Below are 26,421 nucleotides of genomic sequence, written 5' to 3'. Positions count from 1 at the left end.
TGTCGAAGAGTGAGCTGATGAGCGATATTTTTCGCGAGGTCGATGACGACCTTCGCCGTGAACGACTGGAAAAACTGTGGCGCCAGGTGGGCCCCTACCTCCTCGCGGGGGCGGTGGCCGTGCTGGCCGGCACGGCGGCGTACGTTGCCTGGGACCAGTACCGCAACCGGCAGGCCATCGAGCGCACCAGCGCCCTGATCGCCGCGACGGAAAAGGTGTCCCCCGCGATCGAGGGGGGCGACCCCAAGGAGGCCTTGGCCGCCCTGGCGGCGGTGACGCCCAAGCTGGGCGGTGCGCCCGCCACCTTGGCCCGTCTGCAGGAAGCCGGGCTGAAGGCCGCCAGCGGTGACGCCGCCGGCGCCATCGCCATCTATGACCAGATCGCCGGCAGCGCCGACAACGATCCCCTGTTCCGCGACCTGGCCCAGATCCTGGCCGTGATGCAGCAGGTGGATACCGGCAACCCGGCGCAGCTGCAGTCCCGCATCTCGGGGCTGAGCAAGGGCCCCTGGCGTTACAGCGCCCAGGAACTGTCCGGCCTGCTGTACTTGCGTGCCAACGACCTGGCCAAGGCCAGGGAGATCTTCCAGTCCTTGTCCGTCGATCCGGCGGCACCCCAGGGCATTCGCGCCCGCGCCGCCGATCTCGCCGCCCTCTACGCCGAGCAGAAATGACCAACAAGAACGCCGTCACTGGCTTGCCTTCCTCCGAGGCTTCGTCCCGTGCCCCCGCCACCGGTTCCCCGTCGTCCGGCCGGCCCATGCGCATCCGGCGCGCCGTCGGCCTCAGCAGCGCGCTGGTGGCGTGCATGGTCCTGACCGGCTGCGGCATGTTCGATTGGCTGGGCCTGGGCGATGACGACAAGCCCAAGGAAAAGCTGGCGGGCAACCGTATCTCGGTGCTGCAGCTGGATCAGCAGATCGAGCCTGACAGCCAGGCCCAGGCCAAGCAGGTGACCCTGCCTGACGCGGTGACCAATGCCGACTGGGCCCAGCCCGGCGGCAACGCGGCCCACAATCCGGGCCATGTAAGCCTGCCCAAGACGTTGAAGCAGGCGTGGAAGGTCAGCATCGAGGGCTCCTCCAGCGACAACCGTCTGCTGGACGGCCCGGTGGTGGCCGGTGGCAAGGTCTATCTGCTGGATACCGAGTTCATCCTGCACGCCTTTGACGAGGCCACGGGCAAGAAGCTGTGGGACAGCGAGATGAAGCGGCCGGACCAGGAAGGGTCGGCCATGGGGGGCGGTGTCGCCGTCGGTGACGGCGCGGTGTTCGTCACCACCGGTTTTGGCGAGGCCATCAAGGTCGATCCCAAGGACGGCAAGATCGCCTGGCGGCAGCGCATCGCCGCCCCCATCCGGTCCGGCCCCACGGTCGCCGGCGGTCGCGTCTTCGTGGTGACCATCGACAACCAGTGCATCGTGCTGGCCTCGGACAACCGGGTGCTGCAGTGGACGCACGCTGGCTTCCCCGAGCCGGCGGCCCTGCTGGGCGGCGCCAGCGCCGCGGTCGACAACGACATCACCATCATCCCCTATTCGTCGGGCGAGCTGTATGCCCTGCGCGTGGACAATGGCCACCCGGCCTGGAGTGACAACCTGGCCTCATCGCGCCGCGGCGCCAACCTGGCCAACCTGGCGGACATCAAGGGCCTGCCTGTCGTCGATCACAACCAAGTGTTCGCCATCAGCTACTCGGGCCGCATGGTCGCCATCGACCAGCGCACGGGTCAGCACATTTGGGAACAGGATGTGGGGGGCCAGAACCAGCCGGCGGTCGTCGGCGACTGGGTCTTCGTGGTGAATAATGAGGCCCAGCTGGTGGCGCTGACCCGCGACACCGGCCGCGTCCGCTGGATCAAGCAGCTGGAACGCTGGGAGAATCCGGAGAAGCGCAAGGATCCGATTAGCTGGGTTGGTCCTATTGCAGCCGGTGGACGCTTGATTATGGCCAACAGTCTGGGGCAGGTTGTGGAAGCGTCGCCCACCAACGGCGACATCCTCAACAAGACTGAGTTTGACGACCCGATCAGCGTTGCCCCCATTGCGGTCAACAACACCCTGTTTGTGCTGACGGACGACGGCGATCTCTTCGCGTATCGATAAGGCAAATGAGTTATGGCGAGTCCCCGCCGCTTGACGGTCGCTATCATCGGCCGGCCCAATGTCGGCAAGTCGACTCTGTTCAATCGACTTGCCGGTAAGAAGCTGGCCCTGGTCGACGATACCCCGGGTGTCACCCGGGATTGGCGTTCCGCTGACGGCTATCTGGCCGGCATCGAGCTGACGGTGGTGGACACCGCCGGCCTGGAAGAGGCGTTCGACGACAGTCTGGAGGCGCGCATGCGCCGCCAGACGGAAAAGGCCATCGACCGGGCCGATGTCGGCCTGTTCATGGTGGACGCCCGCGCCGGCATCACGCCGCTGGACCGTCATTTCGCCGCCTTCCTGCGCAAGGGCAAGACGCCCATCATCCTGGTGGCCAACAAGTGCGAGGGCAACGCCGGCAAGCCCGGGCTCATGGAATGCTTCGAGCTGGGGCTGGGCGATCCGGTGCCCTTGTCGGCCGAACATGGCGAGGGCATGGCCGACTTGGTGGAGGCCTTGACCCCTTATCTGCCGGCCTATGAGCCGGAAGATGAGGAGGCCGAGGAGGAGGGGCCGCTGGATGAAGAGGCGGCCGAGGCCCGGGACAACGCCAAGCCCTTGCAGTTGGCCATCGTCGGCCGGCCCAACGTCGGCAAGTCCACCCTGCTGAACAGCCTGCTGGGTGAGGAGCGGGTGCTGACCGGCCCCGAGGCCGGCATGACCCGCGACGCCATCGCGGCGGAGTGGATTTGGCGCGACCGGCCGGTGAAGCTGGTGGACACCGCCGGCTTGCGCCGTCGCGCCCGGGTGGATGACAAGCTGGAAAAGCTGGCGGTGGCGGATACGCTGCGGGTTATCCGCATGGCCCACGTGGTGGTGCTGGTGCTGGACGCCGACGCCATCTTGGATAAGCAGGACCTGACCATCGCCCGCCAGGTGATCGAGGAAGGCCGCGGCCTGGTCATCGCCGTCAACAAGTGGGACGCGGTGGCCAACCGGGCGGAAGCCCTGCAACAGCTGAGCGATCGGCTGGAAACCTCGCTGCCCCAGGCGCGGGGCATTCCCACCATCACCATCTCCGCGCTGAAGCAGCACAAGCTGGATGTCCTGCTGGACGCGGCGTTCGAGGTTTACCGCCTGTGGAACCGCCGCATCCCCACCGCGCAGCTGAACCGCTGGCTGAGTGGCATGCTGGAGGCACACCCGCCGCCCCTGGTGGACGGCCGCCGCCTGAAGATACGCTACATGACCCAGGTGAAGGCGCGTCCGCCGACCTTCGCCCTGTTCAGCAGCCGTCCCGTCGAAATTCCCGAGCACTACACCCGTTATTTGATTAACGGCCTGCGTGAGTCGTTCAAGATGCCGGCGGTGCCCCTGCGTTTCCTGTTGCGCAAGGGCAGCGACAATCCTTTCGATTAATCCTGCGGGCTCGATGTTCATCGTCAAAAAGGGAAGCGGGAAACCGCTTCCCTTTTTTCTTGGCCGGCGCCGGTAGGAGCCGGCTTTTCTATTTTCTTCGTGGGATGCGGGGGATCGCCTATAGTGTGGCGGGGAGCTGATTCCGGACTGCCGGGTCGCAAGGCGGGGTTGCGCACATGGGCATAAAATTCCGCAGCTGCAAGTTCGAGCTGCTGGGCCTGGACGACGGGCGCTGGACCATTCTTTTCATCGGCGACACGGAAGAGACCGCCGTTGCCGAAGCCAACCGCCGCTTGGCCTCGGGGAAGTGGAAGGCCGTGCGGGTCATGGCCGTGCGCACCGTCCTGAACGCCTTTCCCACCGGTACCCTGGTTTTCGAGAAGGTCGCGCCGCCGGTGGTCAAGCCGGACGTGCTGCGCGAGGCGCCGGACGGCACGCCCCTCTGCGCCTCGCCCGCCGACCTGTATGGCCGCCAGGCCCGCCGGGCCATCAGCCTGATCCTGCGCGACTATTTGACGAGACAGCAGATCAGCCCCCTGGAACTGCTGCATGGGGCCACCCACCTGCGGCGGCTGCAGGACACCGGCGCCATGGTCCAGGCGGCCTTGCACAAGGTGGCCACGGCGCAGGGCAAGCTGACCGGCCAGAACACCCGCGCCCGCATCACCGAGTTGGACGGCTATGTCGACGCGGTGGCCCTCAAGGCCCGCAATTTCCAGGCGGCCAGCCGCAAATGGACGGTGCCACTGAATGGCGCCGCCGCCGAGATCAGCACCGCGGTGGAACGGCTGGTGGGGCTGGAGGAGCATGACCACGCCTTCTATAGCCTGATCACCGTCCGGCTGGCCGGTATCCGTACCTTGGGCGGCAAGCTGGAAGAAGTGCTGGCGCTGATGACGCCCGAGACGCCATGGCGCCTACAGGAGATGCTGGGCGGCATCGCCGCCGATCTGCTGCGTTTCCCCGACGTTATCCAAGATCTGTTTGGCAACCAGCGCTGCCTCGCCGATTTCCTGGTGGCTCTGATCGACCTGCTGCGCGATCCGGCCGCCGTCGCCGCCAGGGTGGCGGCGGAGTCCAAGGTTCCCACCGCCATGGGCCTGCTCGCCCGGCTGTTGGCCGATGACCGGCTGCCGGAAGGGCGGGAGGCCCTGCTGGAGTGGCTGAGCACGGAACTGGCCAGCGAGCATCCGCTCAACCGGCACGATCCCAAGGGGGAAGCGAATGAGCTGTCCCGCATCGCCGCGGCGCTGACGGTCGACGGCGCCCTGATCGGGGGGGAGGTCGTGGAACAGGCCTTGGCCGCCCGCCGACTGGTGCTGCGCCGGCACACCCTGCGCGCCGAAGGGCTGCACATCGTGGCCGACAGCCTGAAGCCCGGGGCGCCGTAAGGGCGGCCCCGGTGCCGAATGCTCAGCCGATGGCGGGCTGGGGTGGGTCCTGCTCGTCGGCGTGTGGGCTGCGGCGATAGTCCTGCAGGCGGGTCGTGCGCAACGCCCGGGGGCCGTGGGCATCGATCAGGCGCTGCCAGGACAGGAACTCCTCCTCGGACAAGGTGTAGCGCGCGCAGGCCTCCTGCATTGTCAGAAGGCCGCTGCGCACCCCGTCCACCACCTGCGCCTTGCGCCGCATGACCCACCGCTTGGTATCGGCCGGCGGAAGGTCGTCCAGGGTCAGCGCCTTGTGTCCCCCGTTGATCAGCGCGCGGGGGCCGCGTCCGGCGTCCTGTGCCGACATGCCTTACCTCATCAGTGCCTGCAAACCCCGGCTTCCACCGAGGGCCTGCGTCACCATAGGGGCAGGTGCGTTAAAAAGAACTGAACGGCCTATCACTTTTAGGCAGGTTCGGTGGTTACCCTTACGAGGAAGACAGCACCGTGGTGACGTCGCTCATGTTTACCGTCATGTCGCCCATCTGAAGGGTCGGGGTGGTGCCGGACATATCGACGCCGGTGACCTTGCCCGCCACCTTCACCGTGGTGCCGACAGCTTTGCCGTTGGCGTCGGTGGCGGTCACCTTCACGCTGTAGACGCCATCGGCCAAGGTTTTGCCGGAGCTGTCCTTGCCATCCCAGGAATAGTTGTGGGTGCCCGCGGCGCCCGACACGTCGGTGGTGCTGACCAGCGCGCCGCTGCCGTCATAGACCGACATGGTGGCGCTGGTCGCCTTGCTGGCATAGGTGACGGAGACGTTGGCCGTGCTGCCCTGCAGAGGGAACTGGTCACCCTGCATCTCCACATACTTGCCCAGGTAGTTCAGCGCCTGGCTGGTCTGGCCGGAGGCCAGGGTGGATTGGATGGCCTTCAGCTGGGTGTTGGCTTCGATCTGCTGTTCGACCGAGCTCATCTGCACCAGCTGCTGGGTCATCTGGTTGGTGTCCATGGGCGACGTCGGATCCTGGTTCTTCAGCTGCGTGGTCAGCAGCGTCAGGAAGGTCGTGTAGTTGTTCGTCAGGTCGCTCAGCGGGTTGCTCGTCTTGGAGCTGCTGGTGGTTGACGTCGTGTTGGTGGTGGTGTTTGAACCGCTGACGGCATCGGTCATGATGGCTACTCCCTAAAATCTATCGTCAGATCCGCACGTCGACACGGCCGAGCGAGGGAATGATGGTGTCGGGGGACGCGGCTTCCTCGGCGGCGGCCGTGTCGTCCATGGAGAATTGGGCACCGGACTGGCCGCTGCGGCGTTCCTGCTGCTGCGGGGCCTGGCCATCGTCCTTGAGGTTGAAGGACAGGCTGTCGTTGTCGGTCTGCAGGCCGGCATCCTGCAGGGCCTTCTGCAGGTCGTCGGAATTGCGTTGCAGCAGATCCAGCGTCCTGGCGTTGTCCGCCGTCACGCTGGCGCGGACCTTGCCATCCTTGTGGAAGTCCAGCTTCACATCGATGCTGCCCATGTCATCCGGGGTCAGCTGGATGGTGACGCTGTCCATCCCGTTGCTGGCCGCCTTCTGAAAGCCCATGGACACCTGCTGCAGCACTGGCGGGTACTGCGCTTGGCGCGCCTGGCTGGTGCTGGCCATCTGGGTGGCGGCGAAGCCGGTTGGGAAGGTGTGCTGGCCGTCCACCAGTCCCATGAAGCCGCTGGCGTTCAGCGCCGCGTCGCTGGTCGACGTGCTGCTGACGCTTTCCGTACCACTGGCGGGCAGCAGGCCGTTTTCCGTCGTCGCCAACAGGCCGTTGCTGGCCGTCGTGGCGCGGCCGTTGCCTACCTGTTGCTGCAGCAGCACTTGCAAGGTGGCCTGGGTGCTGGCGGCGGTGCCCGTGGCGCTGTTGGCGGTGGCATTGGCCAGTGTCATCGCGGCCGGCGTGGCGGTGCTGGTGGTGTCGCCAACCTTGGCCAGGGGGGCTGCTGCGGCGGCGGCGTGGGCATCGGCGTAGGTCATGCCGCCAGAGGCCGCCGGGGCCGCCATGAGGCCGTTGCTGCCGCTGTCGTCGGTGGCGCTATCGGCCGTCTGCTGCCGCGTCTGGTCGGCCGTCGCCGCGACCTGGGCCTTGTCCTGACCGGCGGCGGTCGTCACGCTGACGGGAGTGGCCGAGAGCTTCGCCGCGTCGCTCTTGGCCGAAGCCTTGGCGGTGCCCGTCTTCAGGCCGGATCCGGAACTTCCGTCCGCCTTGGCGGCCTTGGCCGCGCCATCGGCCGCGACCGTGGCGCTGGCGGCCAGGGTGGCGGCGTCCGCCGCCGTTCCGCTCTGGGCTGCGATGGCATCCGCCTGGGCGGCCGGGACGGTGGTCTTGGTGGTGCCGGTGGCGATCTGCGCGCCAGGGGCGGGCGTCCGTGGGCTGGCCGCGGTGGCGCCGGTGGCCAGGGCCGCCGCCTTCTGGTCGGCGACCGCCAGGCTGGCGGCGGCTGCGGCGGCGGCACTGCCCTTGGCGGGGGCGTCCTGGGGCGCCCCGGTGGTGGTTCCGTCTCCTTTGGCGGCCTGCATGGCCTGGACCGCCTGAGCCGCCAGGGCGGCATCGGCGGCGGTCTGTTCATTGACGGGCGTCATGCCGGCCAGGGACAGCGACGACGAGCCTGCACCCGGAACGGTGTTGCCTACGGCTTGGGTGGCCCCGGCCTGAATGCCCGCGATCTGACCGGACGGCGCGGGGCCGGTGGCCGTCTGGCCAGCGGCTGTCTGGGTGGCTGCTGTCTGGTCAGCGCCCGCCTGAGCCGTCGCAGCCTGAGCCGCCGCCTGGGTCACGCCCGCCTGGGCCGTGGCGAACTGGGCCGTGGCGTCCTGGCTGACGGTGGGAACGGGCGGGGTTGGCTGCGGCTGGGCACCCATGGCGGCCAGCGCCGCCAGCGTGGTGTCGGCCACGGTGCTGTCTTGGGTGCTGGTGCCGGCCGTCTCGCTCGCGTTGGCATCCGTCGCGTCCGTTGGGGCGGTATCGGCCGACCAATGTGTTTGCGTCCAGCTGGAGGCCGGCAGCAGGGAGGAGGGGGTGTTGGTGGCCACGCCGGTCATCAGCGCCGCCACGGCTGTGCCGGTGGTGGCGCTGTTCTTCCAAGTCCCTGACGTGCCGGTGGCGCCCAGCGTCTTGCCGACGGATGAGGAACCGGCTGCGAATGGAATGGTGGAGGGTGTGAACGGCGAAGCGGTGCCGCCATTGGCGCCGCTGGTGCCTTGGCCGGCGTTCAGGAAGGCGCCCGTTTGGCCCGTCGCCTGGCTCTCCGTGGCGGTGGCGTCCACCATGCCGCTCAGCAGCTGGGTGAACAGATCCGCGGCGCCGTCGCTGCCCGCCCCCGTGCCGCCCAGGATTCCGGACGTGGTGCCCCCCTGACTGGGGAACAAGGACTGGACGGGCTGGAAACCGGTCATATATCGCTTCCTCGGGACCAGGGCCTGGCCTCCGCCTCGCGGCGGGGGACAAGGGCGGGCAAAGGCGCCCACCGCCTGTGAAGCAATCGACGTGCCAGCCCGGCGGCGTCGCCAACTCAATGTTTCCGGGGGCTTCGTGGGGGCCCATCCCCGCGTTGGGGGGCAGGGGCGGTTCGAGGGGTGGGAGCTTATTGCCGCAGGGGGCAGAATCTGCCGGTCCCCGCCCCGGGGGGCAACGCCAACACCCGCCGCTGGGGTCATGCCAGGGCGGGCGAAGCGGCGGGTAAGGATGGTGCTAGGCCGGCGGGGTCATAGGCACTGGTTCACGGCCATGGGGGGGATGCCCCCCCGGCGATAGCCCGCGGGGCGGGCGGCGCCGTGCTTGGAGATATAGCCATTCTCCTGGTTGCGCTGCTTGTTGATGGCGTTGACCATGATGTTGACCACCGATTGCGCCACGGCGGCGGCGGCGCGGAGCGCCGTCGCGTTCTCCATGGATTCGCGGTGGAACACGTCGGCCACGTCTTTCAGCCTGTCCTTCAGCGCCGGATCCAGGCTGCGCAAACCGGGCATATCCAGGCTGATGATGCGCACGGCGTCGTCATAGCTTTTGGTCAGCAGGTGCTTGCGCTCCACCAGGGCCAACATCGCCTTGATGTCCCGCTTCTTCAGCAGGGCGGTTTCTTCCTTGTACAGAGCCATCAGCCGTTCCATGGCGCTGATCAGCGACAGGGCGCGCGCTTCGGCGGCATTGGTGCCGGCGGGCGGGGAGGCCGCGGGTGGGATCGACGGGAAGGTCGGGTTCGGGGTCATGGCGTCTCATCCGATGCGGCGTCGGTGGCGGTACCGGGCGTGGCGGCGGGCGTTTCGGTGGCGCCATCCAGCGGCATGTGCTGGGCCAGCGTCGCCTGCGCCTGGGCATAAGCGTTCTTGGAGCGGCGCAGTGGATCGGCGCCGCCCGCCTTCTCCTGCATGCGCACCATTTCCTTTTTGATCTCGTCGGCGATGCCCAGGCCGCCCCCCTTGGTGATGGCCTTGGCCTGTTCTTCGATCATCATGCCGCGGAACATTTCCTCCGCGTGGCCGCCGCCGAAGTTCTCGTCGACTTTGACGCCTTCCCACATGTGCTGCAGCATTTGGCTGATGAAGACGGACTCGAACTCCTTGGCGGCCTTCTCGATGGCCGCGTCGTCCTTCATGCCGCCACCCGGGCCGTTTTGCAGCTTGGGCGTGCCCTTGGAATCCGCCAGGGCCTTGGCATCGTAGCCCGGGGGCGACAGCTTCATCTCGTCGCTCATCACATCACCTTCAGCTCGGCCTGCAGGGCGCCGGCGGCCTTGATCGATTGCAGGATGGAGATCATGTCGCGGGGACTGACACCCAGGGCGTTCAGGCTTTGCACCAGGTCCTGCAGGGACACGCCGGAGGGCAGGATGGCCAGCTTCTTCCCTTGGCCATCATCCACCTGGATGTTGGTCCGGGGTACGGTGGTGGTGGTGCCGTTGCTCAGCGGACCCGGCTGGGACACTTGCGGCGTCTCCGTGATCTTGATGGTCAGGTTGCCCTGGGCGATGGCGACGGTGTTGATGCGCACGTTCTCGCCCATGACGATCACCCCCGACGCCTCGTCGATGACCACGGTGGCCGGGCTGTCCGGGGCGACGCGCAACTGTTCGATGTCACGCATGAAGCCCACCAAGTCCGCCTTGCGGCCGGCCGGCACGCTGACCGCGATGTTGGACGGGTCCATGGCCATGGCCGTGCCGGTGCCGATGGCGGCGTTGATGGCGTCGGCGACCCGCTTGGCGGTGGTGAAGTCCGGGTTGTGCAGCGCCAGGTGCAAGGACTGCATGTCCGACATCCGGAAGTCCACCGTGCGCTCCACCAACGCGCCGGCGGCGATGCGGCCGGCGGTGGGAACGCCGCGGGTGACGCTGGCCGAGGCGCCCTGCGCCGTGAAGCCGGAGATGGCGACGGGGCCCTGGGCCACGGCATAGACGTCGCCATCGGGTGCCAGCAGGGGTGTGCCCACCAGGATGCCGCCCTGCAGGCTCTTGGCGTCCCCCAGCGTGCCCACCTGCACGTCGATGCGGGTGCCCTGGGCCGCGAACGGCGGCAGGGTGGCGGTCACCATCACCGCCGCCACGTTCTTGGTGGTCAGGGTGGTGCCGCGGATGTTGACGCCCAGTCGTTCCAGCATGCCGTACAGGCTCTGCTGCGTGAACGGGGCGTTGTTGATGGTGTCGCCCGTGCCGTTCAGGCCGACCACCAGGCCATAGCCCACCAGCACGTTGTCGCGCACGCCCTCCACGTCCACGATGTCCTTCAGGCGCGACTGCGCGCCTGCGGGCTGAACCGCGCCCAGGGCCAAAGCCAGCACCGTGACCATCAGCGCAACGCCTTTCTTCAGGGCGCGGACCGGGCCTTGCAGGGCGGCTGCGGTGGGACGATGGGTGGGGGCGTTCGTGAACAAGGGGGATACTCCCTAAAACAGATGCCAGTCCCCTAGCGAACTTCATGCCAACTTCAGCATGCGCCCAAATTCGGCGGAATCCCAGCCGCCGCCTGCGGAACCGGGACGGCAAGCCGGGGATTGGCGGCCGGCCGCCAGCCCCGGCCGCGTTGGGCGGCGGAATATCCCCGGCAAAATTTGCCCTATGCGCTGCTTGACCGCGGGTGGTAACAATAGGGCTGGCCGCAGGCCCGCCAGACCGGCGGAGTTGCCTTCCTTTTCGGGACCTGTCGGGACCGGATCGAGGGTGATGGTCCCGGGTTTTTCCGGGCGGCCAGCCCAGATTGCGGTGGCGGCACGACATGAAGATCGAAGGTCCTGGTTCCTCCCTTCCCTCCAGCCAGACGCGCAAAACGCAACGGGCCGGTGGCGACAGCTTCCGCACCCATGTGTCGGACGGCGATAGCGATGAGGGTGCGAAGTCGGTCACCGGCGCGCAGACCGCTATGGCCATCACGCCGCTCCTGGCCCTGCAGGAGGTGGACGACGCCCTGAACTCCAAGCGCAAGGCCCGCCAGCGGGCGGAGACGCTGCTGGACAAGCTGGAGGAGCTGCGGCTGGGCCTGCTGGCGGGCACTTACCCGCGTGAGCGGCTGCAGGAACTGGTGCGCATGGTGCAGAGCCGGCGGGACACGGTGACCGATCCACGCATGCAGGAAGTGCTGGATGAGATCGACCTGCGGGCGCAGGTGGAGTTGGCCAAATTCGAATCGGCCTCCCGGTAAGGCGGCATAGCGCTCCCCATGGGGGCGGACGGCCCGATGGTGGCGTCCCATCGCCGAGTTCCATGCGAACCGCAGGCGAGACTTCCTGTTTCCATCCGCTTGTCGCTGCCGCTTGAATGGCGGGGGCGGCTTGGGTTTTGGGCGGACATACCCACAATTGTGATCGGATTCAGGGACTTAAACGTTGCGTCCCGAACCTGTGCTCGGTATTGCGGGTTGCGTGCGCTCTCCCTATACTCCGCGCCGTCTCGACCACACTGGACTCGGACCAAAACATATGTCGTCTCCGATACTTCCCCCGGACTACCGTCCGTCCGAGGATGAGCCGTACATGAGCCCCGTGATGACGGAGTACTTCCGTCAGAAGCTGCTGCAGTGGCGTTCGGAACTTCTGAGGGAGTCCACCGAAACGCTGGTCAACCTGCAGGACGGTGGCATCCAGGAACCGGACATCGCCGACCGCGCCTCGGCGGAAACCGATCGCTCCCTGGAACTGCGCACCCGGGACCGTGAGCGCAAGCTGATCAGCAAGATCGATGAGGCCATCGAACGAATCGAATTGAACGAATACGGCTATTGCGAGGAAACGGGTGAGCCGATCGGCGTTCGCCGGCTGGAGGCTCGTCCCATCGCCACCCTGTCGGTCGAGGCGCAGGAACGTCACGAGCGCATGGAACGCACCCAGCGCGACGACTGACCTGGCTGCCGGAGGCCGGAAGGGTACGGATAAAAGAAGGGCCGGTGTATGCGACACCGGCCCTTTCAGTTTGTTCGAGGTCAACAAAGGTCCACAGAAAGCCCCGTGGACGTGGGGGCGACTAACCGGGGGGCGACTAACAACCGGGCGAAAATGGATAGGGCGGTCCCAGCGGCGGGGGCACCGCCGGGATATCCGTCATCAGAACGGCAGCAGTACATCCAACAGCTGCTGGCCATAGCGTTCCTGCTGCACGTCGGTGATCTGGCCGCGTCCGCCGTAGGAGATGCGGGCTTCGGCGATCTTCTCGTAGGAGATGGCGTTGGTGTTGTCGATGTCCTCGGGGCGGATGATGCCCTGGATGGTCAACTCGCGAAGTTCGTAGTTCACCCGCACTTCCTGCTTGCCCTGGATGACCAGGTTGCCGTTGGGCAGCACCTGGGTGATGAGGGCGGCGATCTTCAGGTCAATCTTTTCCGCGCGAGCGACAGTGCCCTTGCCATCGGACGACTTGGCGCTGGTCGTGGACACGAGGCTGGAGGCCGAGGTGGCGGAGTTCAGGACCTTCGGAATCTGGGCTTCCAGGCCGAAGAAGTTGGGCACACCCATGCTGTCTGAGTTGGAGCGCGACCGTTTGGTCTCGTTGGAGACGTCGGCACTGTCGTTGATGGAGATGGAGATGGTGAGGATGTCGCCGGTCTGGCTGGCGCGCTGGTCCTTGAAGAAGGCCCGCGCCCCTGGGCGCCACAGCGAGTTGGCCTGGCGCTCCAGCACCGGCGGTGTCGGCATGGGCATGCGCACCGGCTGGTAGCCCTTCTGCGTTGTCGGGTCGGCCAGGCCGCTCATGTTGGGGGCCTTGCCGATGTTCTCGATCCGGTCGACGGCGCCGCAGCCGCTGAGCGCCACGGCGGCGGCGGTGGCGATGAGGAGAGCGCGGAGGGTGGAAGGCAAAGGCATGATGTCTCTCCTCAATTCAGGGCGGTACGGGTGGCGCGGGCGGTGGCCTGGCCCATGGGGGCCTGGGCCGTCGGCTGCACCATGACCAGATCGGGGCCGGCGACGCGGGCGTCGATGGTCCGGTTGCTGGCGGTATTGGTGACGCGGATGGTTTCGTTCAGGCCGCCTTCGGTCTGGGCGCGGCCCTGGACCGTCAGCGTCATGTTGCCGGCCTGCAGCATCATGGTGACCAGGGCGCCGCGGGTGACCACCACCGGCGCCCGCACCTCATCGGTGCGCACCGGCTGATAGGGGCTGGCGCCGTGGCGCACGGTCAGGCCGATCAGGTCGCGGGCTTCGGTCACCACGTCGCCGCTGATGCGGGTGCGCGGCACCTTGGTCCATTCCACGTCGCTGGCGGCGATGGTTTCGCCCGGGGCCACGCGGCGGTTCAGCACCGGCAAGGTGACCATGACGGCGACGCGGGCGCCGAAGCTCTGGCGGATGACAGGCTCGCCATGGGCGGGGATCACCAGGTCGCCCGTGGCGCGACCGCGGCTGGCGTCATAATTGACGTTGGTGAAGGCGATGCTGCTGTCACTGTTGGCCGGCAGGCGCAGGACGGTGCCGGGATTGTCCAGCTGCACTTCCATGCCCGCCGGGGCGCCGGCCTCGGCCAGGGCCTTGGTGAAGGCGGCCTGGATCTGGTCGGCGGTGACGTCCACCGATGGGCGGCTGACAACCACGCGCTCACCCCCGGCCGGTTTCCAGTCCACGCCGTTGGCGGCGGCGATCCGCTCCAAGATGGAGGCGTCGTAGGTGATGCGATGGCCGGGGGCCGGCGCCTGGCCGATGACGATGCTGGCCTGGTTGGGGGCCAGCGCGTCGAACAGGTCGCCCAGGTGGATGGTCTCGGCGTTGACGTCCACGTCTCCATGCAGGTCGGCGGCCATGGCGGCGCCGGTGCCGAAGAGGATGCTGGTGCCCAAGAGGATGGCGGCCAAGGTTTTCATGACTGATCTCCGGTATCCCGCGCTCATCACTTCATGTTCGTGATGGACTGCAGCATCTGGTCCGTCGTGGTGACGACGCGCGAGTTCATCTCGTAGGCGCGCTGCGCCTGGATGAGGTTGGTGATCTCGGTCACGACGTTGACGTTGGAGGTTTCCAGGGCGTTCTGGGTCAGGCGGCCGAAACCGGTGGAACCGGGGACGGCGGTGACCGGCTGGCCCGAGGCCGGGGTTTCCAGCATCAGGTTGTCGCCGACCGCTTCCAGGCCTGCCGGGTTGGGGAAGTTCGCCAGGTTGATCTGGCCCACCGTGGCGGGGGTGACCTGGCCGTCGATCTTGGCCTGCACCTGGCCCGAGGCGTCGACCGTGATGTCCACCGCGTTGGCGGGGATGGTGAGGCCGGGGTTCAGCAGATAGCCGTCGGAGGTGACGATCTGGCTGTTGGCGTTCAGCTGGAAGGAGCCGGCGCGGGTGTAGGCGATCTGGCCGCTGGGCAGCGTCACCTGGAAGAAGCCGTTGCCGTTGATCGCCAGGTCCAGGCTGTTGCCGGTGGTGGAGATGTTGCCCTGCTCATTGATGCGGTACACGGCCGCCGTCTTGACGCCGGCGCCGATCTGGATGCCGGTGGGGACGATGGTGCCGGCGTCCGACGAGTTGGAGCCGACGCGGCGCATGTTCTGGTACAGCAGGTCCTGGAATTCGGCGCGCTGGCGCTTGAAACCGGTCGTCGTCATGTTCGCGATGTTGTTCGAAATGACTTCGACGTTGGTCTGCTGGGCCTGCATGCCCGTGGCGGCGATGGAGAGGCTGCGCATGATCTGTTGCTCCTGCTACTTCGTCGTCACTGGGCTTTGGCGAGGTGGGTGATCGCGTTGCGGATGCGATCGTGTTCCTCGTCCACCAGCTTCTGGGTGATCTGGTATTGGCGCAGCACCTCGATCATCGCGGTGGATTCGACGATGGCTTGCACGTTGGAGGCTTCGACCGCACCCTGGGTCACCTGCGGGTTGGCCGAGGGTTGCGGTGCCTGGGTGGTGGTCATCAGGCCGCCGCCCAGGGTCTGCATCTGCTGCTGGTCGGCGAAGGTGACGATCTTCAGCTTGGCCACCTGGGCGCGGTCGGCCATGACGGTGCCATCACCCTGGACCTTCAGGTCGGTGGTGCCATCGGGGATGGTGATGCGGTTGTCATTGCTGTCCAGCACCGGCAGGCCGTTCTGGTCCACCAGCTCGCGGCGGTCGTTCAGCTGGAAATTGCCGGCACGGGTGTAGCGGGGACCGGAGAGCGTCTCCACCGTGAAGTAGCCTTCGCCCTTCAGCGCCAGGTCCAGCGTGTTGTTGGTCACCTGCAGCGCGCCGGCGCGGACGTCGCGCATCAGCCCGTAATCCTGGACGAAGGAAACCCGTTCGCCGCGGGCCGGCTTCTCCAGGTATTCCTGGAACAGCATGCGCTGCTGCTTGTACCCGGTGGTGTTCATGTTGGCGATGTTGTTCGCCACCACGTCCAGCTGCCGGGAAAGCGCTTCCTGGCGGGACAGCGCGACGTAAATCGGGTTTTCCATTTTCGCCTCGAACTCGTGCCACCGGTCGATGCCGGGTGCTTGTTAGTCGCCTCCCTATATGCAGGGGGTGTGCCAACATTCGATTCGATGGAAAATCAATAACTTATAGGGAAGTGGGTGGGGCAGGGGCGGCAGGGTAGGCCGCTGACGGCAGTTTCTGCCGGACCGGGTCTTCCCAACCTGGCGAAGGGGGCGCGTTTTTGCCCCCCGGAACGCGCGTCCCCCAAAAACGGACCGCCCGCCCCCTTAAGGGGGCGGGCGGTCGATGCCGGATGGGCGTCCCGCCCATCCGAAAGCCTGAATCTTGGGGTCAGGCGGCGTCGGCGGCCACCTGCATCTTCACGATGCGGTCGGGATCGGTGACGCTGCCATTGTCGCGGCGGCTGCCCTTCTTCAGGGCGTCGACATGCTCCATGCCCTCGGTGACGGTGCCCCAGACGGTGTACTGGCGGTCCAGGAAGGTGGCGTCGTCGAAGCAGATGAAGAACTGGCTGTCAGCGCTGTCCGGGTTCATGGCGCGGGCCATGGAGCAGACGCCACGCACGTGCGGCTCGGCGGAGAACTCCGCCTTCAGCTTCTTGCCGGAACCGCCGGTGCCGTCACCGGTGGGGCAGCCACCCTGGGCCATGAAGCCCTCGATGACGCGATGGAAGCAGAGGCCGTCGTAGAAACCGTCGCGGGCCAGTTCCTTGATGCGGGCGACATGGTTGGGGGCCAGGTCGGGGCGCAGGGCGATGACGACGCGGCCGGCCGGCAGGTCGAGATACAGGGTGTTCTCAAGATCCATTTTGGGAAGCTCGTTTTTGATGGTGGGCGCGTCCGTGTCCGGCTTTGCCGGTCGGCGGACCATAGCGCCCCCGCTGGCTGATTTGAACCGCCCTTCTGGCGGGCCGGCCCCCCGCCAGCGGCAAAATTGCCGATGGGGCGGGTTGGAAACGGCAAGCGGCTTGCATGACGGTGGGGTCGCGGTTCCGGACCGGAACGATATTGCCGTGCGCAGGGGGCTGCGCCGCGGCTTGTCGTCTGGCGCCGGTATTGTCACTCTCCACACGGGTGCCGGTTGCCACATCGGGGCCGGGGAAGGAATCGGTTCGTCTTCATGTCCATGCCGCCGTTGAGACCGCCGCCCGGTATGCGGCCCCCTGATTTGAAGGCAGCCAAGGCTGGCGCGCGCAAAGGCTCCAGCGCGTGGCGGCGGCTTTTTTTGCCTGGCGCCTGGCGCCGCGCCGGACAGGTCTGGTCCTTGCCGCCGTGGGGACGGCGCTGGTTGTGGGTGCTGGTGCCGGTGATCATCTTCATTGCCGGGGGTGTCCTGTCCGCCCGGCTGTTCCTGCCGGAAACGGCGGAGCGCCGGTTGGCCTACGTCTTGGCGGCGGCGGGCTTCCCCCAAGCCCAGGTGACGGTGCGGCACGCCGGATGGGGATGGCTGGAGGCGGGGGTGCGGCTGGCGCCGGGGGTGGAGGCCGATACCGTCCTGATCAATTTTGCCGGCCTGGTGCCCTGGGGCCCGCCGGCCAGCGTGGCTTTGACCGGTGTCAGCCTGGATGCCGACCGCGGTGGTGGGCAGATCCTGGCCCGGTTGATGGCCTTGCCCATCGGCCATCTGGAAATCGGGACGGCGCGGCTGACCCGTGGTTCCTGGTCCGTGCCGCTGGAACTACACGCCGCCCTGGATCGGCAGGGCGAGGGCTGGCGGGGCCAGGCGGTGGTGGTTCCGGGGGAGGGCTGGCCGGCGATGGCGTTGACCGTGGGGCTGACCAAAACGTCGGCCGGCGTGGCGCTCAGCCTGGAAACGGCGGCCAACGCCGTGCCCGCGATCAGGGGCACGCTGGTCGGTGGCGACGGCACCGCGACCGCCGACGTGACCGTCAAGGGCCTGCGGGTGCGTGACTGGCCCGGCCCCATGGCGGGTCATCTGGTGGCGCACGGCGGCGGCGATCGCTGGACCGTGGACGCCACGGCCGATACGCCCAACCTGCATCTGGTCCTCGGCGGGGCCCGGCCTTGGGCCGGCTCGCAGGCGACCCCCTGGGGCTTCACCCTCACCGCCCGTGGGGCGGGAGACTGGGCGGGCACGGCAACGTTGACGATGGCCGCCACCGACGATGGCGCCCTTGCGGTGAGCGTATCGGCGGCCGACATGACGGCGCCGGACCTGCCGTTGATGGCGGGCTTTCTCAGCGGTGGCGGCACCCTGCGACCCCAGGGGGACGGCGCCTGGCGCCTGGACCTTGGCGGGCCGGCGCAAGCGGGCGGGCGGCTCCGGGACGGGCAGGGCACGCCGCTCAGCCTGGGCTGGGATCCCGGCGCCGATGGTCATCTGGTCCTGGACTGGCGCGGCGGCTGGGGATCGGAACGGCGGGGCCATGCCGATGCTCAGGGCGCCCTGGTGGGGCGGCTGGGGCCGGCGGCGGCCCCGCTGTTGGCTGGCGGCACCACGGGTCTGCGCGGCGGCGCCGACTGGGATGCCCAGGGACTCAGCCGGCTGGAAGCCAGCGCCGCCGTGCTGGAGGCGCCCGTGCTGCTGGGCGGCCGGCTGGAAGGCGCGCGTCTGGCCGCCGGCTTCGACCGGACCAACCGGGCCGCCCCCTGGCAAGCGACGCTGGCCGGCGGGCGCGTGCTGGGCGGCTGGCTGCCCCCCTTGGCGCTGGGTATCACGCTGTCCGGTGATCCAACGAAGATCCTGACCCTGGCAGGGCAGGCGAATGGCGTGGGCACGCCCGTGGTGTTGGGCCTGACGGGGCAATGGACCGGAGCGGAGAAGAGGGGGGAAGTCGCCGTCGTGCTGGAGCCGCTGGCACTGGCCGGCTTGCAGGACCTGACCCGCCTGCTACCCACCGCGGGCCTGACCGGGCCGGTGCGGGGCGAGGGAACGGTGGCGGGCGGCCTGCGCTTGAGCTGGGACCAGGGGAGCCTGACCGGGACGGGCGAGGTGCGGGCCGATGGCGTCGGCCTGGCCAGCCCGTCGCTGATCGTCGACGGGTTGGGGGGCAAGGTCGTTCTGGACGGTCTGTTCCCGCTGCACAGTCCGCCGGCCCAGCATGTCGCGGCCAAGACCGTGCGCGCCGCGCTGGCGGTGGGTGATGTCGGCCTGGATTTCCAGCTGGCCGACGGCCGGGTCCTGTTGCAGGGCGGCGATTTGGCTTGGGCCGGCGGCCATGTGCACCTGGCACCGGAAGAGGGGGGCGGTTTCAGCGCCACCGTGGCGGGCGTCGACCTGGCCCAGGCGCTCCCGGCCTGGACGGCCGCCGGCTACGACCTGCAAGGCAGCTTGGGCGGACGTCTGCTGGGGCGCTTCGACGGTCTGGTGCCCGTGCTGGTCTTCGGCGGTCTGCAGGCGGATGCGCCCGGGCACATCGGCTATGCCGACACCAGCGGCGCCGGCGTGCCGGTGGTCCTGAACCCCGATCGCAACGGCAAGGTCGCGCTGGTGACCCGGGCGCTCGCCAATTACGATTATCAGGCCCTGACGTTGGAGCCCAAGGGGGCGATCCTGACCGATCCCCGGGCGCGGCTGCTGATGCGCGGCGTCAACGCGGAGTTCTACGGCGGCTATCCCGTCGACCTGGATCTGGACCTGGATGGCGGCGACCTGTCCACCGGTGGCCTGTCGGAAAGGCGATAGTCCCTTACGGGAACGGGCAGTGATCGCCCACCACGTCGACGAAGGAGCGCGAGCCGGGGCTGATCTTGAAGCGGTATTCGGTGTCGTCGATGATGACCGAATGCTGCAACGGGAGCATGCCCGTGGTTTGGGTTTCCTTGCCGCTCTTGTCGGTGAACTTCAATGTCACCGGCTTCGCCGGGTCGAACCAGGATTGCGGCGCGCCGTCGGGGCTGCGGGAGGTGGCGCCCTCGCCAGAGACGGTGACGGCGCCATCGGCGAAGCCGGCAGAGGTGTTGGGGCCCTTGTACAGCGCGGTGGACAGGACGAAGCGCTTGGTTTCCGCCTTGCCGCAGGACCGGGGCGTGCCCGTCTGCTCGATGATCAGGGCCAGGCGACCGGCGTCCACACCTTCCACCATCTTCTTGGCCAGCAGATCCTTCAGCCGACCCAAATCACCGGCGGGCACATCGCGGTCATAGCGCACCTGCAACTCGCTGACACGCACCTCGGCCGTCTGCAGGGCAGTCTGCAGCTGGGCGACCTTGCGTTCGGTCTCCTCCTTCGCGGTCTGGGCCTGGGTCAGCTGGACCTGCAGGTTCTGTTCGCGACGGATCAACTGTTCCTGCCCCACCTCGTAGCTGAAGGCGCAGGCGACGCCGACGAGGCCGGCCAGCACCAGGAACTTGCCCAAACGCCCCCAGAAACGGCGGCGGGCACGGCGGCTGTGATCGTAGAGGCCATAACTCATCGCGGCGCCAACACCCAGCTGAAGAAGGTAAGGGAGAACAAGGAATTAGAAAGCCCGGGAGAGCGTCTCTCCCGGGCCTGACCCTAACGGGACCGTTCCCCAAACTCAAGCGGCTGTCGACCTGTTCATCGTCCGGAACGTGGTTCCCGCCCGCCGCACTATCCGGCGGTTCAGCTGCTGTGGGGAAGGGCGGCGTCGATCGCGGCCTTCAGTTCCGGCGATTCCGGCTCCACCTTGCTGGGGAAGGCGGCGATCAGCGCGCCTTCCGGGCTGATCAGGTACTTGTGGAAGTTCCACTTCGGCGCACCCTTGGCGGCGCTGACCCATTTGTAGAAGGGGTGGGCCTTGTCGCCGGTCACCGTTTCCTTTTCCGTCATCGGAAAATCGACGGCGAAATTGGCGTCGCAGAAATGTTTGATCTCTTTGTTGCTGCCCGGCTCCTGGTCATGGAAATCGTTGGCCGGGACGCCCAGCACCACCAGGCCCTTGTCCTTGTACGCGGTGTACAGGGCTTCCAGGCCCTTGTATTGCGGGGTGAAGCCGCACAGCGACGCGGTGTTCACCACCAGGATGGTCTTGCCCTTGAACTGGCTCAGCGGCAGCGGGTCACCATCGATGGAGGTGAATTTGTAATCATAGGCCGAGCCCGCGGCGGAACTGGGCAGGCTGGCGGCGGCGTCGCCACGGTGGGCGGCCATCGTCACGCCGGCGACGGCGAGGGCGGCCAGCGCCAGGCCCTGGAACAGGGCGCGGCGGTTAGGCGGGGAAGCGGGCATCGGTTCTCTCCCTTGGGGCATCGGCCGCGGCAGCCCTCTGCCTGGGGGCCGCGCCGGATGGCGATATCCGACTATACCCCCGGGACCGGCGTTCCCCGCAGGGTTAATGCGAGGTGCCGGTGAAGGCGGGGCTGACGAACATGCCAAGCTTGTTGAAGATCATGCGGAAGTAAATGCGGTTACCTGACGCAAGGCCCACGCGCTGCGCATAATCGCGTTCCATGATCAGCGAGAAGGTGTAGCAGTCGTCCTGATAGGTGGTGGTCAGGCTGGTCGAGACCGGGCCGCCACCCTCCGCCAGATTGTACCGCGTGGAAAGGCCCACGGTGTAATACTTCAGGAAGGACGAGGTGACCCCGCCGCTCACTTCCTGCAGGTTGGTGCTGGTGTCGGCCACGGTGCCGTTCTGCAGTTCCAGCTTGTTGATATAGAGATAGCTGCCGGACACGCGGAAGATGGACGGACCGAAGGAACCGGTGAAGTCATGCATGCGCTGGGCGCCGCTGGTCGGATCCAGGCGGAAGCCGTAGCTGACGTCCATCCACGGGCTGGGCGTCAGTTCCAGCCGGCCGACATAGTCGGACTGGCGGCTGTAGAGACCGGAGTTCGTCGCGAAATCGGTGTTGTGCTGCAAGCGGTAGCTCTGACCGAAGAACAGGGTGCTGCTGCCGCCGCCGTTGCCGTAGACGCCGGCGCGGATGCCGTAAGTCACGCGCTGGCCGCCGTCCAGGATGTCCACGCCCGGATAGCGGCTGAGCCGGAACAGATTGGTGGAATCGAATTCGATGTCCTGGCTGTCCTCGTTCGGCAGGTCGCTGCTGTTGTGGTAGTTGGGGGCGGCGGTGAAGGCCACGATCGGTTCGATCAGCTCCGACACCGAGCCGTCCTCGCGCACGAAGGGCAGGCGGGTCATGATCTGGCCCTGGGGGAAGATGCGGACACGGTTGAAGCTCTCGCGGTCCCCCGTGGTGGAGTTTTCCAGGTTGCTGATGGAATAGGCGTCGGTGCGCAGCAGGGCGTTCACCGTCGTGACCATGCCCAGGCTGTTGGTGTAGTCGCCCTGCCAGCCGGCCACCTGCGAGGCCCGGCGCGAGCGCGTGCCCTGCTCGCGCCACAGGTCCAGCATCTGGGCGTCGTAGGACCACCGGCCGCCCAGGGTCTCACCCGGCTCGCCCAAGGCGCTGTACGTGACCAGCGGCAGCGCCACCGGCTCTTCCAAGGTGTTGGAGGGCCGCAGGTCCTGGAAGCCGTAGATGCCGACGTTGAAGTAGTCGCGGCCGGCGAACCGTTCGGTATAGAGGCGGCTGGTCAGCAGCTGTTGCGAGCTATAGCTGTAGCGCAGCAGGAAATTGTCGTCGGTGACACGGTTGAGGTCGAAGCCCCAGCGCCAGGCGTCGTTGATGTCGAAACGGCCAATGCCTTGCGCCCAGCCGCGCAGTTCATGCGGACTGATGGTGCTGGTGCCCGAGGTCTGGGTGTTCTGGGCGTACGTCGCCGCGCCCTGCAGTTCCAGATAGCCGTTGGTGAAGCGCTCGCGATACTTCGTCCCCAACAGCAGCCCGTCATTGGCGCTGGGCGTTATATCGAACAGCAGGTCCTTGTCGGGCGACACGTCATAGTAGTATTTCAATCGGCCAAACATGCCAAGGTTGCTGTTGTAGCCGATCGTGGGTGTCAGGAAGCCGCTGCGCCGGTCGACCGAGGGGTCGGGCATGGAAAAGGCGGGCAGATAGGTGATGGGCACGCCCGCCACCTCGATGGTGGCGTCGCGGAAATAGATGTCGTGCGATACGCTGTCGTGCGTCACCTGCTTGGCGCGAATCTGCCAGGTGGGCGGCGCGCTCGGATCATCCTCGCACAATTTGCACGGGCTGTAGGTGCCCCGGGTGACGCGGGTGTAGCGGCCGTCGATGCGTTCGGCCTGATAGCCGGCCAGACGGCTGTTGTCCTGCAGCAGCATGCGCGACTGGTCGACGAAGGCCTGCTTCTGGTCTTCGGTCAGTTCCGCGTAGTCGCCGAACATCACCTCGCCGTCCGGCTGGATCATGACGACATGACCGCTGGCGGTGATGACGTTGGTGCGTTCGCTGTAGCTGATGGTGTCGGCCAGGACGACATGGCCGCCCTGGGACAGCTGGACATTGCCGGTGGCCGTGGTGATGCTCAGCTCGTTATCAGTGTCGACCTGGTCGGCCTCCAGCAGCACGGGCGGCTGGTCTTTCTTGGCCGGGGCCGCCGCCGGCTTGGGGGCGGGTTGCTGCTGCTGCGCCAGCGCCGTGGTCGACATCAGGCCCATCATCAAGGCCGCGGCGATCGCCCGGCGCTTCAGGGCCACGGGGGACAAGGTCCAGGTGCGCGTGCTCAACGGGTCACACTCCCCAGACGTTCGCACAGTCGCTCACAGGGGGAGGGGGTGCCGCCGCTTTGGGCCATTTGGCCGATGTCCTTGCTCCGCTTCATGGATCACCTTCTTGCCCATGCCGTGGGCCAAGTCAACACGGCTGGCCCGTTCCACGGGTGCCATCCGCCGTTATCGTCGGGGACGGCGCCGTCAATCCGGCCCGCCAGGTGCCGGCGGATGGTCAGGTGAACGCCTTGAAGGTGATGATGGTGAAGGTGTCCTTGACACCCGGCAGGGTCTGCAGGCGCTGGGTGACGAAATGGCCGATATCGGCCTCATCGCCGAGGTAGCACTTCATCATCAGGTCGTACTGACCGGAGATGGAGTGCACCTCGGACACCTCTTCCAGGGTCTCGACCGCCGAATCGGCCACGTCGTAGGCCTTGCCCAGCTCGCACTTGATCTGCACGAAGATGGTCTGCATGGGGACGCTTATGCCTCCGGCGTTATGTCCGGTCACGCTTCGGGCGTGTCGGTTCCATCGAAAGCGCCGGGCGCGCGGGCGGCGGCCACCGGCCGGGCCACCCGCAACATGAAGGCCGGCACGTCGTCGCCGAAACCGACCACCGACGGACCGTCATCCTCTTCCCGCCAGCGGCGGCGCGGCTCGCTCCGGTCATTCCGGTCGTTCCGCTCCTCCTGACGCGGCGGACGGGCCTCGCGCGGCGCTTCGGTACGCGTGCTGTCGCGGCCGCGCTCATTCCGGCCGCCACGGTCGCGGGGCGCCCGCTCCGGCCGCTCGGCGCGCTCCGGCCGTTCCTGGCGCTCGGGCCGCCGGGCCTCGACCACTTCCTGGACTTCGGGCGCCTTCTCCGGCGCGACCGGGACGTCGCGGGGGGCTTCGGCGGAGGCACCGCCGCGACGGCGGCTGGGGCTCTTGGGCGCGTCGCCCCGGGGGCTGCCGCCACGGGCGCCGCGACGACGACGGCCGCCATCACCTTCCCCTTCCGACATGTCGGGGGCTTCAAGCCCGTCGATCATGATGCGGGGGATTTCGCGGCCGATCAGCTTCTCGATGGCGCCCAGCGTACGGCTGTCGTCCGGCGTCGCCAGCATGAAGGCGCGGCCGGTCTTGCCGGCGCGGCCGGTGCGGCCGATGCGGTGGACGTAGTCGTCGGCGTGGTGGGGCACGTCGAAATTGAACACGTGGCTGACGCCGGCGATGTCGATGCCGCGGGCGGCCACGTCGCTGCAGCACAGCAGCGATATCTCACCCTGGCGGAACTGCTCCAGCGTCTCGGTGCGTTTGGATTGCGCCAGGTCGCCGTGCAGGGCACCGGCGTTGAAGCCGTGCTTGGTCAGCGACTGGTGCAGGACGGCGACGTCCCGCTTGCGGTTGCAGAAGATGAAGGCGTTCTTCACCTCTTCCGTCCGCAGCAGGTGGCGCAGGGCCTCGCGCTTGTCCTCGTTGCGCACCATGGTCACGGCCTGGGTGACGGTGGCGGCGGGCGAGGCCGGCGGGGCCACGGTGATCTCGCGGGGGTTCATCAGGAAGGCATCGGCCAGGCGGCGGATTTCCGGCGGCATCGTGGCCGAGAAGAACAGCGTCTGGCGGATCTTGGGCAGCAGGCCGACGATGCGCTCGATATCCGGGATGAAGCCCATGTCCAGCATGCGGTCGGCTTCGTCGATCACCAGGATCTTGATATCCGACAGCAGGATGTTGCCCCGGTCGAACAGGTCCATCATGCGGCCGGGCGTGGCGATCAGGACGTCAACCCCGCGCTCCAGCTTCTTGATCTGGTCGCCGAAGGATTCGCCGCCGATCAGCAGCGCCATGTTCAGCTTGTTGTACTTGCCGTAGACCTCGAAGTTTTCGGCCACCTGGGCCGCCAACTCGCGCGTCGGTTCCAGGATCAGGGAACGGGGCATGCGGGCGCGGGCGCGGCCGGACGCCAGGATGTCGATCATCGGCAGGGTGAACGACGCCGTCTTGCCCGTGCCGGTCTGGGCGCAGCCCAGCACGTCGCGCCCCTGCAGCACCCAGGGGATCGCCTTTTCCTGGATCGGGGTGGGCTGGCTATAGCCCGCGTCTTCAACCGCGCGAAGGACTTCCGGGCCTAGCCCAATTTCCGAGAAAAGCATGCGACCTATATCTGTATGGTGTGCATCTGTAACAGGGCCATGGCGGATGCCACGGTCCCCTCAAGTGTGGGGCGCCGGGCCGGCGGGGCCGCCATCCCGTGCCAAGCCCGACCTTTCAGCGGAACCGGAAGCGACGCCCGGCCCAGCCCCGATGGGTGGTCCGGTATCGCCCACGCTGGAGCCACGCACGGCTTGGCGGAAGCCGGGACATGGTCTAGGGTCGCGCGTTCGATATCAATTCCCGTCCGCAAGGGCAAGGATTTCCTTCAATGTCAACTGTTGTGTCGCCTTCCGGGGTGCGGTTCGCCCCGGAAAGGAAGCCGGTTGTGATCCTATTGCCCGGTTTGCTGTGCGACGCGGCCCTGTGGCGCCACCAGGTACGCGATCTCGCCGACCTGGCGGACGTGCGGGTTGCGGATTTGACGGGTGCCGAGTCGATGGCGGATCTGGCGGCCGGGGTGCTGGCCTCTGCGCCGGCGCGTTTCAGCTTGGCGGCGCTGTCCATGGGTGGCTATGTGGCGCAGGAGATCATGCGCCAGGCTGGCGACCGTGTGGAGCGGCTGGCGCTGATGGACACCTCCGCCCGGCCCGACAGCCCGGAACAGCGCCGGCGGCGCCAGGGGCTGCTGGCGCTGGCCCGGACAGGCAAGTTCCGGGGCGTGACGCCCCGCCTGCTGCCGCAGTTGCTCCACCCCGACCACCAGGCCGATCCCGCCATCGCTGGCGAGGTCATGGCCATGGCCGACCGTGTGGGGCGTGACGCCTTCATCCGCCAGCAAGGCGCCATCCTGGGCCGCCCGGATGGCCGCCCCGATCTGGCCGCCATCCGCTGTCCCACCCTGGTGGTGGTGGGTGGGCAGGACCAGGTGACCCCTGTGGCCTGGGCGGAGGAGATGGCGTCCGGCATCGCGGGCGCCCGCCTGGCGGTGGTGGATCGCTGCGGCCATCTGCCGCCGCTGGAACAGCCGGGGGAGACGACCCGCCTTATGCGCGAATGGCTGCGGCCCGAATAGGCCCGTGCCCGGGCGGGGTGACGGGCGCACGACGGCCGGGGGCTTG

General features: G+C 67.6%; 24 protein-coding genes. 8 read left to right on the top strand and 16 right to left on the bottom strand.

What is annotated here, in order from left to right:
* Positions 1-17 precede the first annotated feature (17 nt).
* From FHS74_RS05195 to FHS74_RS05180, 4 genes are all read left to right on the top strand, one after another.
* Positions 18-674: a tetratricopeptide repeat protein gene (locus FHS74_RS05195; RefSeq protein ID WP_184798106.1), complete on the top strand. Its 657-nt coding sequence runs from the start codon at positions 18-20 to the stop codon at positions 672-674.
* Positions 671-2,104, top strand: a complete 1,434-nt coding sequence (locus tag FHS74_RS05190) for an outer membrane protein assembly factor BamB family protein (protein WP_246462918.1) — start codon at positions 671-673, stop codon at positions 2,102-2,104. Before FHS74_RS05195 ends, FHS74_RS05190 begins: the two co-directional genes overlap by 4 nt.
* A 12-nt stretch (positions 2,105-2,116) precedes the next feature.
* A complete protein-coding gene (der, locus tag FHS74_RS05185; RefSeq protein WP_184798104.1) occupies positions 2,117-3,505 on the top strand; it encodes a ribosome biogenesis GTPase Der in 1,389 nt (462 codons plus the stop codon).
* A 176-nt stretch (positions 3,506-3,681) separates the two neighbouring features.
* Entirely contained in the window at positions 3,682-4,896 is a 1,215-nt protein-coding gene (locus FHS74_RS05180; RefSeq protein WP_184798102.1) for a hypothetical protein, read from the top strand.
* A 22-nt stretch (positions 4,897-4,918) separates the two neighbouring features.
* Here the strand turns inward: FHS74_RS05180 and sciP are convergent, their stop codons facing one another.
* The 6 genes from sciP to FHS74_RS05150 form a co-directional block, all read right to left on the bottom strand.
* Positions 4,919-5,242 (bottom strand): CtrA inhibitor SciP, encoded by a 324-nt coding sequence (gene sciP, locus FHS74_RS05175; RefSeq protein ID WP_184798099.1) that lies wholly within the window; start codon positions 5,240-5,242, stop codon positions 4,919-4,921.
* 121 nt (positions 5,243-5,363) lie between these two features.
* Complete coding sequence (locus tag FHS74_RS05170; RefSeq protein ID WP_184798097.1) at positions 5,364-6,047, bottom strand: flagellar hook assembly protein FlgD; 684 nt, start codon at positions 6,045-6,047, stop codon at positions 5,364-5,366.
* Positions 6,048-6,072: 25 nt separating this feature from the next.
* Complete coding sequence (locus tag FHS74_RS05165; RefSeq protein ID WP_184798095.1) at positions 6,073-8,304, bottom strand: flagellar hook-length control protein FliK; 2,232 nt, start codon at positions 8,302-8,304, stop codon at positions 6,073-6,075.
* Positions 8,305-8,613: 309 nt separating this feature from the next.
* On the bottom strand, positions 8,614-9,117 hold the full coding sequence (locus FHS74_RS05160) for a hypothetical protein (protein ID WP_184798093.1): 504 nt from the start codon (positions 9,115-9,117) through the stop codon (positions 8,614-8,616).
* Positions 9,114-9,602 (bottom strand): rod-binding protein, encoded by a 489-nt coding sequence (locus FHS74_RS05155; RefSeq protein WP_184798091.1) that lies wholly within the window; start codon positions 9,600-9,602, stop codon positions 9,114-9,116. Before FHS74_RS05155 ends, FHS74_RS05160 begins: the two co-directional genes overlap by 4 nt.
* Positions 9,602-10,693 (bottom strand): flagellar basal body P-ring protein FlgI, encoded by a 1,092-nt coding sequence (locus tag FHS74_RS05150; RefSeq protein WP_184798295.1) that lies wholly within the window; start codon positions 10,691-10,693, stop codon positions 9,602-9,604. The genes FHS74_RS05155 and FHS74_RS05150 overlap by 1 nt, the downstream gene beginning before the upstream one ends.
* A 425-nt stretch (positions 10,694-11,118) precedes the next feature.
* Here FHS74_RS05150 and FHS74_RS05145 point away from each other — a divergent pair, with 425 nt between their 5' ends.
* Positions 11,119-11,541: a flagellar assembly protein FliX gene (locus FHS74_RS05145; RefSeq protein ID WP_184798089.1), complete on the top strand. Its 423-nt coding sequence runs from the start codon at positions 11,119-11,121 to the stop codon at positions 11,539-11,541.
* A 277-nt stretch (positions 11,542-11,818) separates the two neighbouring features.
* Positions 11,819-12,238, top strand: coding sequence for an RNA polymerase-binding protein DksA (gene dksA, locus FHS74_RS05140; protein WP_184798087.1), 420 nt, complete (start codon positions 11,819-11,821; stop codon positions 12,236-12,238).
* A 201-nt stretch (positions 12,239-12,439) separates the two neighbouring features.
* Here the strand turns inward: dksA and flgH are convergent, their stop codons facing one another.
* The 5 genes from flgH to FHS74_RS05115 all read right to left on the bottom strand — a co-directional run bounded on the left by flgH (position 12,440) and on the right by FHS74_RS05115 (position 16,532).
* Complete coding sequence (flgH, locus tag FHS74_RS05135) at positions 12,440-13,195, bottom strand: flagellar basal body L-ring protein FlgH (RefSeq protein WP_184798085.1); 756 nt, start codon at positions 13,193-13,195, stop codon at positions 12,440-12,442.
* Between the two features lie 11 nt (positions 13,196-13,206).
* A complete protein-coding gene (gene flgA / locus FHS74_RS05130; protein ID WP_184798083.1) occupies positions 13,207-14,187 on the bottom strand; it encodes a flagellar basal body P-ring formation chaperone FlgA in 981 nt (326 codons plus the stop codon).
* Positions 14,188-14,213: 26 nt separating this feature from the next.
* On the bottom strand, positions 14,214-14,999 hold the full coding sequence (flgG, locus tag FHS74_RS05125) for a flagellar basal-body rod protein FlgG (RefSeq protein ID WP_184798082.1): 786 nt from the start codon (positions 14,997-14,999) through the stop codon (positions 14,214-14,216).
* A 26-nt stretch (positions 15,000-15,025) separates the two neighbouring features.
* Positions 15,026-15,745 carry a flagellar basal-body rod protein FlgF gene (gene flgF / locus FHS74_RS05120; RefSeq protein ID WP_184798080.1) on the bottom strand — a complete coding sequence of 240 codons (720 nt, stop codon included), beginning with the start codon at positions 15,743-15,745 and terminating at the stop codon, positions 15,026-15,028.
* Positions 15,746-16,055: 310 nt separating this feature from the next.
* Positions 16,056-16,532 carry a peptidylprolyl isomerase gene (locus tag FHS74_RS05115; RefSeq protein ID WP_184798078.1) on the bottom strand — a complete coding sequence of 159 codons (477 nt, stop codon included), beginning with the start codon at positions 16,530-16,532 and terminating at the stop codon, positions 16,056-16,058.
* Positions 16,533-16,988: 456 nt separating this feature from the next.
* Here FHS74_RS05115 and FHS74_RS05110 point away from each other — a divergent pair, with 456 nt between their 5' ends.
* Positions 16,989-19,370, top strand: a complete 2,382-nt coding sequence (locus tag FHS74_RS05110; RefSeq protein ID WP_184798076.1) for an intermembrane phospholipid transport protein YdbH family protein — start codon at positions 16,989-16,991, stop codon at positions 19,368-19,370.
* A gap of 4 nt (positions 19,371-19,374) precedes the next feature.
* Here FHS74_RS05110 and FHS74_RS05105 read toward each other — a convergent pair whose 3' ends face one another.
* The 5 genes from FHS74_RS05105 to FHS74_RS05085 all read right to left on the bottom strand — a co-directional run bounded on the left by FHS74_RS05105 (position 19,375) and on the right by FHS74_RS05085 (position 25,362).
* Positions 19,375-20,100: a hypothetical protein gene (locus tag FHS74_RS05105; RefSeq protein ID WP_184798074.1), complete on the bottom strand. Its 726-nt coding sequence runs from the start codon at positions 20,098-20,100 to the stop codon at positions 19,375-19,377.
* A gap of 170 nt (positions 20,101-20,270) precedes the next feature.
* Positions 20,271-20,876 carry a glutathione peroxidase gene (locus tag FHS74_RS05100; protein ID WP_184798072.1) on the bottom strand — a complete coding sequence of 202 codons (606 nt, stop codon included), beginning with the start codon at positions 20,874-20,876 and terminating at the stop codon, positions 20,271-20,273.
* Positions 20,877-20,979: 103 nt separating this feature from the next.
* On the bottom strand, positions 20,980-23,241 hold the full coding sequence (locus FHS74_RS05095) for an LPS-assembly protein LptD (protein ID WP_246462917.1): 2,262 nt from the start codon (positions 23,239-23,241) through the stop codon (positions 20,980-20,982).
* 217 nt (positions 23,242-23,458) lie between these two features.
* Positions 23,459-23,701 carry an Lrp/AsnC ligand binding domain-containing protein gene (locus FHS74_RS05090; RefSeq protein ID WP_004273252.1) on the bottom strand — a complete coding sequence of 81 codons (243 nt, stop codon included), beginning with the start codon at positions 23,699-23,701 and terminating at the stop codon, positions 23,459-23,461.
* Positions 23,702-23,733: 32 nt separating this feature from the next.
* Positions 23,734-25,362: a DEAD/DEAH box helicase gene (locus tag FHS74_RS05085; protein ID WP_184798070.1), complete on the bottom strand. Its 1,629-nt coding sequence runs from the start codon at positions 25,360-25,362 to the stop codon at positions 23,734-23,736.
* Positions 25,363-25,688: 326 nt separating this feature from the next.
* On the opposite strand from FHS74_RS05085, the gene FHS74_RS05080 reads away from it, so the two are divergent.
* Positions 25,689-26,375 carry an alpha/beta fold hydrolase gene (locus FHS74_RS05080; protein WP_343066857.1) on the top strand — a complete coding sequence of 229 codons (687 nt, stop codon included), beginning with the start codon at positions 25,689-25,691 and terminating at the stop codon, positions 26,373-26,375.
* Positions 26,376-26,421 lie beyond the last annotated feature (46 nt).

This window comes from Nitrospirillum iridis, assembly GCF_014205765.1.
GTDB classification, from domain to species: Bacteria; Pseudomonadota; Alphaproteobacteria; order Azospirillales; family Azospirillaceae; genus Nitrospirillum; species Nitrospirillum iridis.
This window is presented reverse-complemented; position numbering and strand designations above follow the sequence as displayed.

Excerpts from the sequence above, each read along its gene's own strand:
- FHS74_RS05160 (WP_184798093.1), bottom strand. The coding sequence starts at position 9,117 with ATGACCCCGAACCCGACCTTCCCGTCGATCCCACCCGCGGCCTCCCCG.
- flgF (WP_184798080.1), bottom strand. The coding sequence starts at position 15,745 with ATGGAAAACCCGATTTACGTCGCGCTGTCCCGCCAGGAAGCGCTTTCC.
- FHS74_RS05105 (WP_184798074.1), bottom strand. The coding sequence starts at position 20,100 with ATGAGTTATGGCCTCTACGATCACAGCCGCCGTGCCCGCCGCCGTTTC.
- FHS74_RS05115 (WP_184798078.1), bottom strand. The coding sequence starts at position 16,532 with ATGGATCTTGAGAACACCCTGTATCTCGACCTGCCGGCCGGCCGCGTC.
- sciP (WP_184798099.1), bottom strand. The coding sequence starts at position 5,242 with ATGTCGGCACAGGACGCCGGACGCGGCCCCCGCGCGCTGATCAACGGG.
- FHS74_RS05155 (WP_184798091.1), bottom strand. The coding sequence starts at position 9,602 with ATGAGCGACGAGATGAAGCTGTCGCCCCCGGGCTACGATGCCAAGGCC.
- flgA (WP_184798083.1), bottom strand. The coding sequence starts at position 14,187 with ATGAAAACCTTGGCCGCCATCCTCTTGGGCACCAGCATCCTCTTCGGC.
- FHS74_RS05085 (WP_184798070.1), bottom strand. The coding sequence starts at position 25,362 with ATGCTTTTCTCGGAAATTGGGCTAGGCCCGGAAGTCCTTCGCGCGGTT.
- FHS74_RS05090 (WP_004273252.1), bottom strand. The coding sequence starts at position 23,701 with ATGCAGACCATCTTCGTGCAGATCAAGTGCGAGCTGGGCAAGGCCTAC.
- FHS74_RS05145 (WP_184798089.1), top strand. The coding sequence starts at position 11,119 with ATGAAGATCGAAGGTCCTGGTTCCTCCCTTCCCTCCAGCCAGACGCGC.
- flgG (WP_184798082.1), bottom strand. The coding sequence starts at position 14,999 with ATGCGCAGCCTCTCCATCGCCGCCACGGGCATGCAGGCCCAGCAGACC.
- der (WP_184798104.1), top strand. The coding sequence starts at position 2,117 with ATGGCGAGTCCCCGCCGCTTGACGGTCGCTATCATCGGCCGGCCCAAT.
- FHS74_RS05165 (WP_184798095.1), bottom strand. The coding sequence starts at position 8,304 with ATGACCGGTTTCCAGCCCGTCCAGTCCTTGTTCCCCAGTCAGGGGGGC.
- FHS74_RS05100 (WP_184798072.1), bottom strand. The coding sequence starts at position 20,876 with ATGCCCGCTTCCCCGCCTAACCGCCGCGCCCTGTTCCAGGGCCTGGCG.
- flgH (WP_184798085.1), bottom strand. The coding sequence starts at position 13,195 with ATGCCTTTGCCTTCCACCCTCCGCGCTCTCCTCATCGCCACCGCCGCC.
- dksA (WP_184798087.1), top strand. The coding sequence starts at position 11,819 with ATGTCGTCTCCGATACTTCCCCCGGACTACCGTCCGTCCGAGGATGAG.
- FHS74_RS05190 (WP_246462918.1), top strand. The coding sequence starts at position 671 with ATGACCAACAAGAACGCCGTCACTGGCTTGCCTTCCTCCGAGGCTTCG.
- FHS74_RS05170 (WP_184798097.1), bottom strand. The coding sequence starts at position 6,047 with ATGACCGATGCCGTCAGCGGTTCAAACACCACCACCAACACGACGTCA.
- FHS74_RS05195 (WP_184798106.1), top strand. The coding sequence starts at position 18 with ATGAGCGATATTTTTCGCGAGGTCGATGACGACCTTCGCCGTGAACGA.
- FHS74_RS05150 (WP_184798295.1), bottom strand. The coding sequence starts at position 10,693 with ATGGTCACGGTGCTGGCTTTGGCCCTGGGCGCGGTTCAGCCCGCAGGC.
- FHS74_RS05180 (WP_184798102.1), top strand. The coding sequence starts at position 3,682 with ATGGGCATAAAATTCCGCAGCTGCAAGTTCGAGCTGCTGGGCCTGGAC.